General features: G+C 68.8%; 15 protein-coding genes, 1 tRNA gene and 1 pseudogene. 8 read left to right on the forward strand and 9 right to left on the reverse strand.

Annotation, left to right across the window (positions count from 1 at the left end; genetic code table 11):
• The 3 genes from VNS22_RS16465 to VNS22_RS16475 form a co-directional block, all read right to left on the reverse strand.
• On the reverse strand, positions 1-681 hold a 681-nt coding region (locus VNS22_RS16465; RefSeq protein ID WP_325734302.1), incomplete at its 3' end, for a sugar ABC transporter permease.
• On the reverse strand, positions 663-1925 hold the full coding sequence (locus VNS22_RS16470; protein WP_414653371.1) for an ABC transporter substrate-binding protein: 1263 nt from the start codon (positions 1923-1925) through the stop codon (positions 663-665). The genes VNS22_RS16465 and VNS22_RS16470, both read right to left, overlap by 19 nt.
• An 88-nt stretch (positions 1926-2013) precedes the next feature.
• A complete protein-coding gene (locus VNS22_RS16475; protein WP_325734306.1) occupies positions 2014-3252 on the reverse strand; it encodes a PLP-dependent transferase in 1239 nt (412 codons plus the stop codon).
• Between the two features lie 244 nt (positions 3253-3496).
• Between VNS22_RS16475 and VNS22_RS16480 the strand changes: the two genes are divergently transcribed.
• Positions 3497-4294 carry a DUF2272 domain-containing protein gene (locus VNS22_RS16480; protein WP_325734308.1) on the forward strand — a complete coding sequence of 266 codons (798 nt, stop codon included), beginning with the start codon at positions 3497-3499 and terminating at the stop codon, positions 4292-4294.
• Positions 4295-4327: 33 nt separating this feature from the next.
• On the opposite strand, the gene VNS22_RS16485 is transcribed toward VNS22_RS16480, so the two are convergent.
• Entirely contained in the window at positions 4328-4798 is a 471-nt protein-coding gene (locus VNS22_RS16485; protein ID WP_325734310.1) for an Lrp/AsnC family transcriptional regulator, read from the reverse strand.
• A 100-nt stretch (positions 4799-4898) separates the two neighbouring features.
• Between VNS22_RS16485 and VNS22_RS16490 the strand changes: the two genes are divergently transcribed.
• Both VNS22_RS16490 and VNS22_RS16495 read left to right on the forward strand, forming a co-directional pair.
• Positions 4899-6065, forward strand: coding sequence for a diaminopropionate ammonia-lyase (locus tag VNS22_RS16490; RefSeq protein ID WP_325734312.1), 1167 nt, complete (start codon positions 4899-4901; stop codon positions 6063-6065).
• Positions 6062-7291: a Zn-dependent hydrolase gene (locus VNS22_RS16495; RefSeq protein WP_325734314.1), complete on the forward strand. Its 1230-nt coding sequence runs from the start codon at positions 6062-6064 to the stop codon at positions 7289-7291. The genes VNS22_RS16490 and VNS22_RS16495 overlap by 4 nt, the downstream gene beginning before the upstream one ends.
• Before the next feature lie 68 nt (positions 7292-7359).
• Here VNS22_RS16495 and rpsA read toward each other — a convergent pair whose 3' ends face one another.
• From rpsA to aroA, 3 genes are all read right to left on the reverse strand, one after another.
• Entirely contained in the window at positions 7360-9081 is a 1722-nt protein-coding gene (gene rpsA, locus VNS22_RS16500) for a 30S ribosomal protein S1 (RefSeq protein ID WP_325734316.1), read from the reverse strand.
• Positions 9082-9156: 75 nt separating this feature from the next.
• Positions 9157-9798, reverse strand: a complete 642-nt coding sequence (gene cmk, locus VNS22_RS16505) for a (d)CMP kinase (protein ID WP_325734318.1) — start codon at positions 9796-9798, stop codon at positions 9157-9159.
• A complete protein-coding gene (gene aroA, locus VNS22_RS16510; protein WP_325734320.1) occupies positions 9795-11126 on the reverse strand; it encodes a 3-phosphoshikimate 1-carboxyvinyltransferase in 1332 nt (443 codons plus the stop codon). The genes cmk and aroA overlap by 4 nt, the downstream gene beginning before the upstream one ends.
• Before the next feature lie 166 nt (positions 11127-11292).
• On the opposite strand from aroA, the gene VNS22_RS16515 reads away from it, so the two are divergent.
• The 5 genes from VNS22_RS16515 to VNS22_RS16535 all read left to right on the forward strand — a co-directional run bounded on the left by VNS22_RS16515 (position 11293) and on the right by VNS22_RS16535 (position 13840).
• Positions 11293-11709, forward strand: a complete 417-nt coding sequence (locus VNS22_RS16515; RefSeq protein WP_325734322.1) for a TIGR02300 family protein — start codon at positions 11293-11295, stop codon at positions 11707-11709.
• A gap of 81 nt (positions 11710-11790) precedes the next feature.
• Positions 11791-11866, forward strand: a tRNA-Ala gene (locus VNS22_RS16520).
• A 698-nt stretch (positions 11867-12564) separates the two neighbouring features.
• The gene (locus tag VNS22_RS16525) at positions 12565-12759 is read left to right on the forward strand and encodes a hypothetical protein (RefSeq protein ID WP_325734323.1); all 195 of its coding nucleotides are present in this window, start codon (positions 12565-12567) and stop codon (positions 12757-12759) included.
• Positions 12756-13556 carry a hypothetical protein gene (locus tag VNS22_RS16530; RefSeq protein ID WP_325734325.1) on the forward strand — a complete coding sequence of 267 codons (801 nt, stop codon included), beginning with the start codon at positions 12756-12758 and terminating at the stop codon, positions 13554-13556. The genes VNS22_RS16525 and VNS22_RS16530 overlap by 4 nt, the downstream gene beginning before the upstream one ends.
• A 140-nt stretch (positions 13557-13696) precedes the next feature.
• Complete coding sequence (locus tag VNS22_RS16535; RefSeq protein ID WP_325734326.1) at positions 13697-13840, forward strand: hypothetical protein; 144 nt, start codon at positions 13697-13699, stop codon at positions 13838-13840.
• Between the two features lie 76 nt (positions 13841-13916).
• Here the strand turns inward: VNS22_RS16535 and VNS22_RS16540 are convergent, their stop codons facing one another.
• Together VNS22_RS16540 and VNS22_RS16545 are read right to left on the reverse strand one after the other, a co-directional pair.
• Positions 13917-14171, reverse strand: a complete 255-nt coding sequence (locus VNS22_RS16540) for a helix-turn-helix domain-containing protein (RefSeq protein WP_325734327.1) — start codon at positions 14169-14171, stop codon at positions 13917-13919.
• 903 nt (positions 14172-15074) lie between these two features.
• A pseudogene (locus VNS22_RS16545) lies at positions 15075-15202 on the reverse strand (IS5/IS1182 family transposase); the annotation flags it as partial.

Consider the following 15202-nt stretch of genomic DNA (forward strand, 5'->3'; position numbering starts at 1 on the left):
CACCAGATAGGCGAGCGTCACATGGCGAAAGCGCGCGAGCGTGCCGGCCCCGTCGATCGCGGCCGCCTCGTACATCTCGTTCGGGATCGACTGCAGGGCCGCCAGGATGGTGATGGCGAAGAACGGGATGCCCCACCAGACGTTCGCGGTGATCGGCCCCCACATGGCGAGCGCCGGGGCGGCCAGGATGTTGTCCGGCGACGCCAGGAGGCCCAGCGCGTGCAGCCAGTGCGGGATTGGACCCACCACCGGGTTGAACAGCCAGGCGAACGTCAGGCCGGACAGGAAGGACGGCACCGCCCAGGGCAGGAACACGATCGCCTGGACCAGCCGCTTGCCCTTGAACTCGCGCCAGAGCAGCAGGGCCAAGCCCAGGCCCAGGAGGAACTGGAGGATCAGCGAGGCGAAGGTCCACCACAGCGTGTTGACCAGCGCCTGCCAGAAGATCGGGTCCCGCGCGATCGCCTGGAAATGGGCCAGGCCCACGAAGCCGCGCTTGAACGGGTTCAGGATCTGGACGTTCTGGAAGGCGAAGCCGATGCCGACCACCAGCGGGACCAGCATCAAAAGGGCGATCAGGACCAGGGTCGGCGAGAGATAGGTCCAGGGCTCGGCGATCGAGCGGAAGCTCCGGCGCCCGGCCGGAGCTTTCCCGGCAAGCCTCAGCGCGCGGCCAGCCATTTCTTCTGCGCCTCGGTCAGGTAGGCGGCCCACTCACCGGCGACGTCCTCGGGCGTGCGCTGGCCCAGCAGCAGCTCCTGGCCGCCCGAGATCGAGATCTGGTCGGCGAAGAAGCCGAACTCCTCCAGATAGGTGGGCATGGCGGTGAGCTGCCAGCGCGGGTCGTTCAGCTCGGTGAACCAGCCGCGATACTGCTCGGTGTCGAAGAACGGGTCCTTCTCGGCACCCTTGTGGATCGGGATCACGCCCACGACCTTGGCCCATTCCAGGTTCATCTCCGGCGAGGAGAGATGGGCGATCAGCTTCCAGCTCTCGTCCTTGTGCTCGGTCGACGAGAACATCGCCCAGCCGGCATAGCCCATGGTCGGGAAGGACTTGCCGGCGGGGCCCAGCGGCATCGGCGCCACCGCGAACTTGTCCGCGGGCATGCGCTCGGCCACCGCGATCAGCGCGTCCGGGTCCTGGTCGAGCATGGCGCAGGTGCCGGAATAGAAGCCAGCCACGATCTCGTTGAAGCCCCAGTTGACGCTGTCCTTCGGCACCAGGCCTTCCCGGTACATGTCGGCCAGGATCTGGAGGCCGCGCACCGCCTCGGGCTTGTCCAGGGTCGAGTTGCCCTCCGCGTCGAAGAACTCGTTGGAGCCCAGCTCGTTCAGCATGAACATGATGTAGCCGTTGGTGGCGCCCGGGCCGCCGCGCAGGCAGTAGCCGGTCTTGCCGCCACCCAGCGCCGCGATCTTGCGCGACGCCTCGACGAATTCCGCCGTGGTCCTGGGCGGCTCGGTCATCCCGGCTTCAGCGAACAGCTCCTTGTTCCAGAACATCGCCCGGATGTAGAAGCCGTACGGAATCATGTAGGGCGTGTCGTTGTACCAGGAGCCGAACTGCACCGCGCGGTCGGTGAGCTGCTCGGTGACCGGCCAGTCCTTCAGGTAGGCCGACAGATCCTCCAGCTGGCCGTTGGCGGCATACAGCGCCAGCCAGCGGTCGGGCATCTCGACCACGTCGGGGATGTTGCCGCCCTGGACCATGGTGGCGAGCTTCTCGAAGGCCTGGCCCCAGGGCAGGGAGGTCACCTCGACCGTCACGCCCGGGTTGGCCGCCTCGAACTTGGCGATCATGCCCTTCAGATGCTCGGTGCGCTGCGGGCTGGTGATCACCTCGGTCAGCCGGAGCGTGGTATCGGCCAGTGCGCTGCCTGCCGTCAGGGCGAGCGCCAGTGCACCCGCCGCCATCGACCTCAACATGGCTCGTCTCCCCTCCTGGGCGGGCCGGGAGCGGCCCGCTGTCCTCCTGGCGGACCCCCGAACGGTCCGTGCGTCCCGCCGGACCTCAGGTGCTCCGCGGCCTCTTCGCCCACCAGCCCTTCTTCACCGGTTGCGCGGGCGCAGCCGGCACCACCTCGCCGCCGGCACTGTCCAGCGCCTGCTTCAGGTCGGCGATCAGCGCATCGGACGATTCCAGCCCGACATGGAGCCGGATGATGCGCGGGCTGACGCCGAAGTCGATCACGGAGTTCGGGCCGCCGGCCTGCTCGTGCGCGATCGCGGCCGGGATCACCAGGCTCTCATGGCCGCCCCAGCTGACGCCCAGCCGGAACAGCCGCAGCGCGTCGCAGAACCGCTCGATGTCGAGCCCGGGAGCCGCCTCGAAGGAGAACAGGGACGAACTGCCCAGGAGCTGGCGCTCGTCCACCTTGCCCGCCAGCGTCGGATGCAGCACCCGCGCCACGCCCGGCATCTTCGCCAGCGCCGTGGCGACCGCGATGCCGGCGTTCTCCTGGGCCAGCATCCGGGCCGGCAGGGTGCGCAGCCCGCGCAGCAGCAGGAATGCCTCGAACGGGGCGAGCTTGGCACCCAGATAGGGCACGCTGGTGGCGGAGATCTGCTCGATCCCGGCGGCGCTGCCGCACACTACGCCCGCCACCGTGTCGCTGTGCCCGGACAGGTATTTCGACGCGGAATGGAGGACGAAGTCGATGCCGTGCGTCGCCGGGCGCTGGAAGATCGGCGTGGCCCAGCTGTTGTCGGCGACCGTGACCACGCCCGCGGCCTTGGCGAGCCTGGCGATCGCGGCCAGGTCCTGGACCTCGAACAGCCAGGAGGTCGGGCTCTCCAGGTAGAGGAGCTTCGCCCCCGGCAGGGCCCGCTCGACCGCACCCAGGTCGCTGCCGTCCACATAGTCGACCGTGACGCCGAGCTTCGGCAGCATGGTCTGGAAGAAGCGGTAGGCGTCCGGGTAGAGGTGGCGCACCGCCACGATCCGGTCGCCGCTCGCGACATGAGCCAGGACGGTGCCGCTGATCGCCGCCATGCCCGAGGCGAACGCCTTGGCCTGCTCGGTGCCTTCCAGGCGGGCCAGCTTCTCCTCGAACACCCGCACGCTCGGGTTGCCCACCCGGCTGTAGATGGACCGCTGCTTCTCGCCGGCAAAGACCTGGCGCATCTCGGCATAGGAGCCGAAGGTGAACAACGAGGTCTGGTAGATCGGCGGGACCACCGCCCCCTCGTCGAAGCCCGGGTCATGGGCGCAGATGCTGCCAGCCTCCGACCACCAACTCGAATCGCTCAAACGTCACTCCCGACGGGACTTGGTTCTACGCTGTCGCGCGCGGGACCGTAATCTCCTGCCTGGAGTGGAACAAGCCGTGCGTTGGTGGGTAGCGTCCGGAACAGCCATGGTGGCCAATCGAGCATGATGCGGACTTGTGTACGTCTCGAGGCAGCGGCTGCGTGACTCCCGTCACAGCGACCCGGAGGCCGCCCCCTAGACTGGTTCCTCCATCCCCTCGATCGGCCATGCCAAGAAGGCGCCCATGCTCCGCTACGTGGATGTCGAGACGCTGAACCTGTGCGCACAGCCGGCGGTGGCGCCATGGTCACGGCTGAGCATCCTGCATCTCGGGCAGCCGGTCGAGCTGCTGGGGCAGGCGGATGCACCGGGCTGGGTGCGCGTGGTGGTAAGGGCGGGTGGCCGCGACCTCGCGGGCGTGGTGCCGGCCGAACAGGAGGGCCGATCGACCCTGCGCCAGCCGGTCACGGCCGGGCGCGAGGCCCTGATCGCCCAGGCGGTGCGGGAATGGCTGCGCTTTGCCCAGGGGCTGGGCAAGGCGGACCGGGCCCCGTTCGCCGGCCATGTCGAGGAGATGTGGCAAAGCCTCGGCGAGGGCAGGGCGGGCGGACCGGGCTGGTCGGCAGCGGCACTGTCCTTCATGGTCCGCAACGCTGCAGTGATCATTCCCGCCTACCATCGCTTCGCCTTCAGCGGCCGCCACCACGACTATGGCCGGGATGCCTTCGCCAAGCGGCGGCAGGGCGAGGCGGGTGCGCCATTCTGGGGCTATCGGGCAGGCGAGCGGGCTTTCGCGATCGGCGACGTGGTCCTGACCCGCTGCGGCTGGCCGGATGGCGGCGAGGGAACTGCCCTGACGGACGAACCTTCCGCCATTGCCCAGGTGTTGGTCAGCGTGCGCCCGGACCATGTGCTCGCGATCGGCGGCGACGTGTGCAGCTCGGTGCGCCTGTCGCGCCTGGGCAAGATCGAGCCGGGCTCGCTGACCGGCGATGGGAGCGTCATCCTGCACCTGAGCAATCGGGCCGATGAGGCGGGCTAGCCGGCCCAGCGGGAGCCTCGCCACCCGGCCGGGTCAGTCGACCGGGATCCGGGTGCCGGTCTTGATCCGGTCCATCACCACATGGGTGCGAAAGCTCTTCACGTTGCCGTCGGCGAAGAACAGCCGGCGGGTCAGCGCCTGGTACTCGGCCATGGTCCTGACCGTCACGATCAGCACGAAGTCGCTCTCGCCGGTGACGTAGTAGCACTGCTGGATCTCCGGGGCGGCGGCCAGCCGTGCCTGGGTCGCGTCCAGCAGGTCCAGCCGCTCGCTCTCGACCGAGATCTCCACGATCAGGGTGATGGCGCGGCCGAGCCTGGCCGGGTCGAGCTGCGCCGTGTTCGCCTGGATCACGCCGGTCTGCTCCAGCCGCCGGATTCGCCGCTGCACCGCGGCGGCGGACAGATGGACCAGCTCGCCGATCCGGCGCAGTGGCGTGGTGTTGTCCTCCTGGAGGATCGCCAGGATCGCGCGGTCGAACCGGTCGAGAATGGAATCGGCCATGGGGCGGGCGAACTCGCAACAATGTTGCATCGAGACCACCGGATCAGGGCGCACTTCTCGGGCAAAGCGCAATATCCATGCCCCGAGAGAGGAGAGCCAGATGGTGCGATTGAACGATCTTCCGGAATTCGGCCTGGCGCTGGCGCCGGCCGACCAGGCGATGCTGGGCCGGGACGGGCTGGGTGAGTTGCAGGAGTTCCTGCAGCATGTGGGGGCTGCTCATGCCACGCGGCTGGTCAGCCTGCCGGACCTGGCCCAGCGCCTGGACCTGGGCGCGGTGCTGGTGAAGGACGAGGGCGGGCGCTTAGGCCTGGGCAGCTTCAAGGCGCTGGGCGGTGCCTATGCGGTTGCGACGCTGGTGCGCGAGGCGGCGGCCAAGCAGCTGGGCCGGCCGGTGGCATTCGCCGATCTGGACCGGCCGGAGGTGCGGGCGATCGCCGGAGGCCTGACCTTCGGCTGTGCCACCGACGGCAATCACGGCCGCTCGGTCGCCTGGGGTGCTCAGCTGGTCGGGGCGAAGGCCGTCATCTTCGTCCATGGCGGGGTCAGCGCCGGCCGGGTCGATGCCATCGCGTCCTACGGCGCGGAGGTCGTCCGGGTCGCCGGCAGCTATGACGATTCGGTGGCCGACGCGGCGCGGGTCTGCGGGGAACATGGCTGGACGGTCGTCTCCGACACGTCCTGGCCGGGCTACGAGCAGATCCCGGCCCTGGTGATGCAGGGCTATACCAGGATGGTGAGCGAGGCGCTGGGCCAGGTCGCCCGGCCGCCTACCCATGTGTTCATCCAGGCCGGGGTGGGCGGTGTCGCGGCGGCCGTGGCCGCGCATTGCCGCCTGGTCTTCAGCGAGGCGGACCGGCCGCGGATCGTGGTGGTCGAGCCGGCCAGGGCCGCCTGCGTACTGGCAGCCGCCGAGGCCGGGGAGGTCGTACGCCTGCCGCATGGCGAGCCCACCGTGATGGCGATGCTGGAATGCCAGGAAGCCTCGCGCATCGCCTGGCGGGTACTGGCACGTTCGGCCGACGCCTTCATGACCGTCGACGAGGCGGACGCGGTGGCGGCGATGCGCTGCCTGGCTTGGCCCGGCGGCGAGGATCAGGCGGTGACGGCCGGCGAGAGCGGCGCCGCGGGGTTGGCCGGCCTGCTGCGCGTGGCGGAGGATGGCCAGATGCGGGCGGCGCTGGGCCTGGACGGGCAGGCCCGCGTGCTCCTGTTCGTCACCGAGGGTGCCACCGATCCGGCGCGCTACCGGGAACTGGTGGCGTGAGTGCCGGGATCGACGGGCGGGTGCTGCTGGCCCGCCTGAGGGAGCTGGGCGAGGTCGGCCGGGACGCGCGCGGCCGGCTGGTGCGGCTGGCCGCCAGCGATGCCGACCGGGCCGGGCGCGACCTGCTGGCCCGATGGCTGCAGGGGGCGGGGCTGGAGGTCGCGGTGGACGCGATCGGCAACCTGTTCGGCATCTGGCAGGCAGGTGCCGGCCAGCCCGTCATGGTCGGCTCGCACATCGACACGGTGATCGATGCCGGGATCTATGACGGCTGCTACGGGGTGCTGGCCGGGCTCGCCGTGGTCGAGGCGCTGCGTGCCGAAGGGCTCGTACCGGCCCGGCCCCTAGCGGTGGCGGCGTTCACCAACGAGGAAGGCGTGCGCTTCGCTCCGGACATGATGGGCTCGCTGGTCCACGCCGGCGGGCTGGACCTGGCCGAGGCGCTGGCCAGCATCGGCACGGACGGGACGGTGCTGGGCGAGGAACTGCGGCGGATCGGCTATGCCGGCAGCATGGTACCGGGCACGATCCGGCCGGCCGCCTATCTGGAACTGCATGTCGAGCAGGGGCCGGTCCTGGAGCAGGACGCCGCCGCCATCGGCGCGGTGGCGGACCTGCAGGGCATTTCCTGGCAGCGCCTGCGGATCGAGGGTCGGGCCAACCATGCCGGCACCACGCCCATGGCGCTGCGCCAGGATGCCGGCCATGCCGCGGCCAGGATCGTCACCGGCCTGCGGGCACTGGCGGAGGGCGGCACGGTCGCGACCGTGGGCTCGCTGCGGCTGGAGCCGGACGCGATCAATGTGATCCCGGGAGCGGCAGTGCTGACCGTCGACCTGCGCGATCCGGACGAGGGGAGGCTGGCGGCGGCCGAGGCGGCACTGTCAGGCCTGGTTGCAGAGGTCGCGGCCGCGGAAGGCGTGGCGATCACCACCGAACGCCTAGCCCGCTTCCAGCCGGTGCGCTTCGATCCGGCACTGGTGGCGCGGATCGAGCAGGCAGCGGCCAAGCGTGGGCTGCCGGTGCGCCGGATGACGTCGGGTGCCGGCCATGATGCGCAGATGCTGGCCCGGATCTGCCCCAGCGCCATGATCTTCGTGCCGAGCCGGGACGGGATCAGCCACAATCCGGCAGAGTACACCGCGCCCGAGGCGCTGGTGGCGGGGGCCGAGGTCCTGCTCGACGTGGTGCGCGGCCTGCTCGGCGCTGACCGCGGGCCGGGATGAGCCCCAACGGAAAAGGGGTGGCCGAAGCCACCCCTTCCGTTCGAGCGGGCATGAGACGCCTCAAGCGATCACTCGCTGTCGGTGCTCTGCTCCTCCTGCTTGCGCCGCAGGGCGGCACCCAGGATGTCGCCCAGCGAGGCGCCGCTGTCGGACGAGCCGTACTCGGCCATGGCCTGCTTCTCGTCGGCTAGCTCCAGCGCCTTGATCGAGAGCTGCAGCTTGCGCGACTGCAGATCGACCGCCTGGACCCGGGCATCGACCTTCTCGCCGACCGCGAAGCGGTCCGGGCGCTGGTCCTGCCGGTCGCGCGCCAGCTCCATCTTGCGGATGAAGCCCGGCGCACCGCCGCTGGTCTCGACCTCGAGGCCGCCCGGGGTCACCTCCTTGACGGTGCAGGTGACGCGGTCACCCCGCTTCACGCCGGAGACGGCCTCCTTGAAGGGGTCGCCCGCCAGCTGCTTGACGCCGAGGGAGATGCGCTCCTTCTCGATGTCGACCTCGAGCACCACCGCCTTGACGACGTCGCCCTTCTTGTAGTTCTGGGCGGCCTGCTCGCCGTCCATCTCCCAGGACAGGTCGGTCAGGTGGACCATGCCGTCGATGTCTTCGTCGAGGCCCAGGAACACGCCGAACTCGGTGATGTTCTTGACCTCGCCCTCGACGATCGTGCCCGCCGGATACTTCTCGGCGAAGCTCTCCCACGGGTTCTGCATGACCTGCTTGAGGCCCAGCGAGATGCGGCGCTTGTCGGCATCGACCTCCAGCACCATCACCTCGACCTCCTGGGAGGTGGAGACGATCTTGCCGGGGTGGATGTTCTTCTTGGTCCAGCTCATCTCGGAGACGTGGACCAGGCCCTCCACACCAGGCTCCAGCTCCACGAAGGCGCCGTAGTCGGTGATGTTGGTGACGCGGCCGGTGTACTTCGCACCCACCGGGTACTTGGCCTCGACGCCTTCCCACGGATCCGCCTCGAGCTGCTTCATGCCGAGGCTGATGCGCTGGGTCTCGCGGTTGAAGCGGATCACCTGGACGCGGACGTTCTGGCCGACCTGGAGCACGTCGGTCGGGTGCGCCACGCGCTTCCAGCTGATGTCGGTGACGTGGAGCAGGCCGTCCAGGCCGCCCAGGTCGACGAACGCACCGTAGTCGGTGATGTTCTTGACCACGCCGTCGATGATCTGGCCTTCGCGCAGGTTGGCCAGCAGCTCGTTGCGCTGCTCGGCCCGGCTCTCCTCGAGCACGGCCCGGCGGGAGACCACGATGTTGCCGCGGCGGCGATCCATCTTGAGGATCAGGAACGGCTCGGGCTTGCCGACCAGGTGGCCGACCTCGCGCACCGGGCGGATGTCGACCTGCGAGCCCGGCAGGAACGCCACGGCACCGCCCAGGTCGACGGCGAAGCCGCCCTTGACCCGGCCGAAGATGTGGCCCTCGACCTTCTGCTCGGCGGTGAACGCCGCTTCCAGCCGGTTCCAGCTCTCCTCGCGCCGCGCCTTGTCACGGCTGAGGACGGCCTCGCCGTTCTTGTTCTCGAACCGCTCGACATAGATGTCGACCTGATCGCCGACGTTCACCTCGGGCGGCTGGCCCTGGGTGGAGAACTCCTTGAGCGAGACACGGCCTTCGGCCTTCAGTCCCACGTCGACGATGGCCTCGTCGCCGTCGATCGCGATGATCCGGCCCTTGACGACCGAACCTTCCAGACGATCGCTGCGGCCGAAGCTCTCGTCGAGCATCGCAGCGAAGTCCTCGCGGGCGGCGGAGGAGGCGGTGGCGAGTTCTTGCATGCAAACTCCGGGATAAACCGGCTGCCGCGGGCGGCACCGGGCTCGAGGTGGCGATGACGAGGTGCGGCGAAACCGTCAGGCGCTGAGAGCGCGGGCTTCCTCGACCATGGCGACCGCCGCCCGAAAGGCGGTTTCGGGATCCATGTCGGTATTGTCGAGAACCCGAGCGTCCGGCGCAACGACCATGGGCGCGACCGCCCGACCCCCGTCGCGACGATCACGCTCACGCATTTCTTCCAGCACGGCTGGAAAGCTAGCGTTCTCGCCACGCCTTTGCAACTCCGCATGGCGGCGGAATGCGCGTTCCTCGACGCTTGCGGTCACCCACAGCTTCACGGTGGCGCCGGGGCAGACCACCGTGCCGATGTCCCGGCCGGCCAGCACGGCCCCCGGCGGGGTGGCGGCGAAGCGGCGCTGGGCTTCCAGCAGGGCCGCGCGCACCGCCGGGAAGGCCGCCACCCTGGAGGCGCCGTTGCCGACCTCCTCGGCACGCAGGTCGTCGCGGCAGGTGTCGGCTACCGTGATCCGCGGCGCCATCGCGGCTGCCGCCGCCGCATCGTCCAGGTCCTGGCCGGCATCGATCATCCGGCGGGCCAGGGCCCGGTAGAGCAGGCCGGTGTCCAGGAACTCCAGGCCGAACTGCCGGGCCAGGCGCCGGGCGAGCGTGCTCTTGCCCGATGCCGCCGGGCCGTCCACCGCGATCACGAGCGTGCTCACGCCAGTTCCTCCGTGATCTTGGCGCCCAGGCCGTTCATGAGCTGCACGAAGCCCGGAAAGCTCGTGAAGATCGCCTCGGCACCCTCCACGCCCACCGGCTCCTGCGCCAGCCCGCCCAGCACCAGGAAGCTCATGGCGATGCGGTGGTCGAGCCTGGCATTGATCGTCACGCCACCGGCCAGCGCCGTCCCGCCCGTGCCGTGCACGATCAGGTCGTCGCCCTCGATCTCGACCTTCGCACCACAGGCGGCAAGTCCCTCCGCCATGGTGGCGAGCCGGTCGCTTTCCTTGACCCGCAGCTCGGCCAGGCCGCGCATCCTTGTGGTGCCACAGGCCAGTGCCGCCACCACCGAGAGCACCGGGTACTCGTCGATCATGGACGGCGCCCGGCCGGCCGGCACGTCCACACCCTGAAGGGGGCCGCCCTCGACCAGCAGGTCGGCCACGGTCTCGCCGCCGACGTCGCGCTGGTTCTGCCGGGTGATCTTCGCACCCATCTCCTCCAGCGTGGTGAACAGGCCGATGCGCAGCGGGTTCACGCACACCGCCTCCACCAGCACCCGGCTGCCCGGCGTGGCGGCAGCGGCGGCCACCGGGAAGGCGGCCGAGGACGGGTCGGCCGGCACCTGGAACGAGGCCGGCCGCAGTTCCGGCCGTCCGGTGATCCGCACGACGAGGCCGTCCTCGCCATGGGGTTCGGTTTCGACCGTGGCACCCATGTGTGCCAGCATCCGTTCGGTATGGTCGCGGGACGCCAGAGGCTCGGTCACGCTGGTGATGCCCGGCGCGTGGAGGCCTGCCAGCAGGATCGCCGACTTCACCTGGGCACTGGCCACCGGGCTCACATAGGAGAGCGGCAGCAGGTCGCGCCTGCCGGTGATCGCCGCGGGCAGCCGGTTGCCCGAGCGGCCGACGAAGCTGGCCCCCATCTGCGTCAGCGGGTTCATCACCCGCGCCATCGGCCGCGAGCGGAGCGAGCCGTCGCCGGTCATGATGCTGGTGAACGGGTGGCCGGCCAGGAGGCCCATCATCAGCCTGGCCCCGGTGCCGGCATTGCCCATGTCCAGCACGCAGGCGGGCTCGGCCAGGCCGCCCACGCCCACGCCGTGGACGGTCCAGGCACCAGCACCGGTGCGGGCGATCTCCACCCCCAGCCGTTGCAGGGCATGGGCGGTGGCGAGCACGTCCTCGCCCTCCAGCAGGCCCTCGATCCGGCTCTGGCCCACCGCCAGTGCCGCGAACATCAAGGAGCGGTGCGAGATCGACTTGTCGCCGGGCACGCGCACAGTGCCTGTCAGCGCGTCGGAACGGGCCGCCTGAAGCTGCATCGGGAAAGGATCCGTTCGAGCTGCCGGTCGCCTTGGACCGGACGTGAATCATCGTGGCGCGGCGCCGGGCACACGCGAAATGATTTTTGACAGAGGTGGTGGCTCGTGGCAATCGCGCCCGAGTTCTCTCCTACATTCCCTACATCCTGTCTCCGGAGGCCCCCCGATGGCCAAGCCCGAATGGGGCGCGAAGCGAATCTGCCTGAACTGCGGCGCGCGCTTCTACGATCTCAACAATTCGCCGATCGTCTGCCCGAGCTGCGGCACCCCTTATGACGTCGAGGTGGCGAGCCGGGTGCGCAAGGCGCGGCCCGCCCGTGCCGCGGTGGTCGAAGACGAGGATCTGGTGACGGCCAAGGGCGCCGCTGCGACCGAGGACGAGGATGCCGAGGTGCTCGACGAGGTCGGCGACGACGAGGCGCTGGTCGAAGCCGAGGACGACGACGTCGAGGACGTCCCGGCCGACACGGACGAGGACGAGGAGGACGATGCGCTGATCGAGGACGTCGAGGAACTCGGCGACGAGGACGACATGTCCGACGTGATCGAGGGCGGCCGCGACGAGGACGAGGAGAGCCGCTGACGCGAAAGGTGCAGCGGTGTGCATTTGGCTCTTGCCAGCCGCGCGCCGCTCGCCTATCTCGCGCTTCGTCGTTCGACGGGCGGGGCCGTAGCTCAGCTGGGAGAGCGCTTGAATGGCATTCAAGAGGTCGACGGTTCGATCCCGTTCGGCTCCACCATTCCCGCGAACGATTTCAATAGATTGGCCGACGTCGATAGTCCCGGAATGGGACGGACTGCTTCTAAGGCAGCCCCACGGCAGCCCCAGGCGGAAACACAGGTCAATCAGGAGCAATGGGCGGCCATCGGCATGGCTTCATGCTGGCGGAGCCGAAGCCCGTGACCATCGGCCCGAAGCGTCCACGCTCCTCTCGGCATCGACCTCCAGAACCTGAAGGCCCCGCAGCTGGCGAGCGGCCTCGTGAACACGTCCAGCGGGCTCACACAAAGAAGATAGGTCGGAGCGTCATTGGCGTCATGGATCCTGGACCCACGACGTTGTCCCCCGATCCTCGGATTTCCGGGGGTGTTCTCCGGCCAAGAGTGCTCCATAGGCAGGTCCCGGTCTGTCGGCAGGCATGCATCTTCATCGCCACCGGAGCTGCCGCAGTGGCGGCTCCTTGCCGCTCGGGCGGGCTGGAGCACGAATGTCCAGCCATGGGGATTTCTGGGGGAGTGGTGGCTCGCGTTGATCCGCGTCGCCCGCTGCCTACCTCTGCAGTACCGCCCGCTTGGCGGTACCGAGGAGCGCACGGTATGCGTGACGCTACCGCTGCGGGAACGTCGCGAGATAGATTTAGTTGTCCGTAAACGTCCAGGAATGTACGTTGACACCCAGGCCGATGGTGATGAGCCTGGCTTGTAGGAGCATGTCGCCGTGAGCGTTGGAAAGTTCGATCCTGCCGATCGTGCGTCGGAAAAGGCTCAGCAGCGCGCCCAGGACGATGCTCGGCTCATGTCGGGTGAAGTGAGCCGCCAGGCGCTGCGCCATGAAGTGTCGTTCGTGCCGGTGGAGATGATCCGCGGATCGCGGCTGCTCGGCAGGCCGAACTGGGCTCGCAAAGCAGCGTGAGCCCCGCCGGCGGACCGGTTTCGCCGCACGATCTCAAGCACATCCTCGTAGCGATCGAAGACCAGCCGGCCTTCCTCATCGGAGGGCAGGCCCTGAACATCTGGGCCGAGCGCTATGCGCTGACGGTCCCCGAGCTGCTGGTGTTTGGCCCATACACCAGCAAGGACGTGGACTTCATCGGGACCCGCGATGTCGCCTGCGCGATTGCCGAGGCGACGGGAGGCAGGCTCTTGGAGCCGACGATCGACCGATGCACGCCCAGCACGGCCATCGTCGAGATCCCAGTCACGAACGGGCCTGGCATCATGTGGGTCGACTTCCTCGACGGCGTGCTCGGGATCTCCAAGCCGGATCTGGATCGTGGCACCCAGACGATCGAACTGGTCTATGCCGGTGGCAGCCTGAGGCTGGCCCTCCTCGACCCGATCGGCTGCCTGAAGAGTCGATGGGCCAATGTCTACCACCCGGCCTTGCTGCGCCGGGACAACAATGCACTCCGCCAGCTGCGAGCATCTCCTATCGTCGCTGCGGCCTATCTCGACGAGCTGATCGACCAAGGCGCACGTCAGGACCTCAATAGGTCGATCCGGCAGCTTCACCACTGGCTCAGGCGAGACGAGATCGGCCGGAAAGCTGAGCAGGCAGTGGTTGACCATGGCATCATGGATCCACTCGACATTCTGCGACGCCTGTTGGATGAGCCGCGGCTCGACTCTCGCTTCCGCAGCTGCCAACTCACCTGGATGGTGGCTGACATCGAGCAGATGCGCTCCGTAGCCAGCCACATGCACAGCTAATGAGGGGGTAGCCGCTCCAGGTCGCCCAGGGGCGGCTGCTCATCTCCGGCGACGTCGCGATCGCGAGCCGCAAGCACGCGATCGACGCATCGATCGAGGCAGGGCTGGTCGCCATGCCTTCGCGTTGGTCGAGACTGCCGTTGGTGGAGAAGGTAGGGCGCCTCCTGATCCATTGGTGGCAGATCATCGTGCACGCGGGCGAGGCCCCTGCAGGCATGGCCTGGGCGGTGCCCGACGCCTACGGTGGCGACCGGCGCCGGCTCGACAGGTGGCGGCAGCGGTGACCCACCGCCGAACCCGACGACGCGCTGGCCGCTGGGTGCCGCATTGCCGAGGGCAGCGTTCCCGAGGCCGCGCCGCTCAGGCCACCTTCGTCGAGTGCGGCTTGCTGGCGCTCCTGTAGGCTTCCAGCCAGGCCAGCGCATCGGTCCCCGCGAACACGGTCCGCCGACGGATCTTGGTCGCGCGCAGCCTTCCCCGGGCGATCTCGTCGAACACGTGGGACCGGCCGACTCCGAAGGCCTCGCAGAGGCCGGGGATGTCGTAGGCGGGGCCGACAGCCACGCTCATGCCCAGGCTTGGCGCATCGGCGGCAGACAGGTGAGGCGCGGTCATCCCGGCTCCAGGCAGATCGGAAGCTCCTGGCCCTCGTGTGGAGCACCGACCAGTTGCTGCCGGCGTTGGTCGAAGTCTGCGCGTGGTTGCGCAGCTCCCAGCCCGGCAGGCCGTCGCCGGTGCCCAGGCAGGGGAACACGTTCAGCGGGTAGATTGGGGGCGGCCAGTGCCGCGGGTCCGATTGAACCGGTTGCCCATGCCGATGCTTTCCCCGATCCAGTAGCCGCTGGTCGTGAAACTGCTCTTGTTCCGCAGAGCTCCAGGGCGTAGCGGTAGCCGCGCTGGATGCGAGCCTTGCTCGGCTGCGCGACGCTCATCCAGGGGCGGACGTAGGTGCCGGGGTTCTTGCCTTCGCTCGAATCGTCGCCCCGTCTGCCGCCGTCGTAGCTCGAGATGTCGACTTGCCTGGCAACCCCCTTCGGGAAGTCGAACCAGCCGTCGAAGTTGTCGTCGATCGCAGCGAAGCCTGACGCGCCCAGGGCCGCGGGGAAGGCGTTGCTGCTGTTATTCTGCGTGGCCCGGACCAGGCGACCCTGCAGGCCCTGCTCGGTGCCGGTGTGCCGGCAGACATGCACACAGACCTTGGTTGATCGCACATTACTAGAACGGATTTCTGTTTCCCGTTATTGGTTGTAGTGCTGCTGTTGACGCTTGGTGGGCCCGCTGTGTGGCTTCCCTTCAAGAGCAATCCTGTGATCGTGGTAGCCCGGAACTCCACTTGTGATATCTGGAGTTGGCGACGCGTTGATGGCCGTTACCGTTTCCGGAACAACCGCAAGAGCCTTCGGCCCCTGCACCAACCATCTTGAGGGGCTTCCGCCGTGGCAAAGATCACCGGCACGGTCGGTGACGGCCGGTTGTTCGGCACTTCCGGACGCGACACCATCCAGGGCCTAGAGGCTGTTATGGACCTGCTGTCAGTCGAGCGGCCTGCTTGAGCATGATGCAGGCGAAGGCGACGAGATGGAGATCGGCGAGGGTGCTGGCGTAGCGCTCGTAGTCCTTCACCAAGCGCCGGAAACGGGTCGCCC

The organism is Geminicoccus sp. (assembly GCF_035556675.1).
Taxonomy (GTDB): domain Bacteria; phylum Pseudomonadota; class Alphaproteobacteria; order Geminicoccales; family Geminicoccaceae; genus Geminicoccus.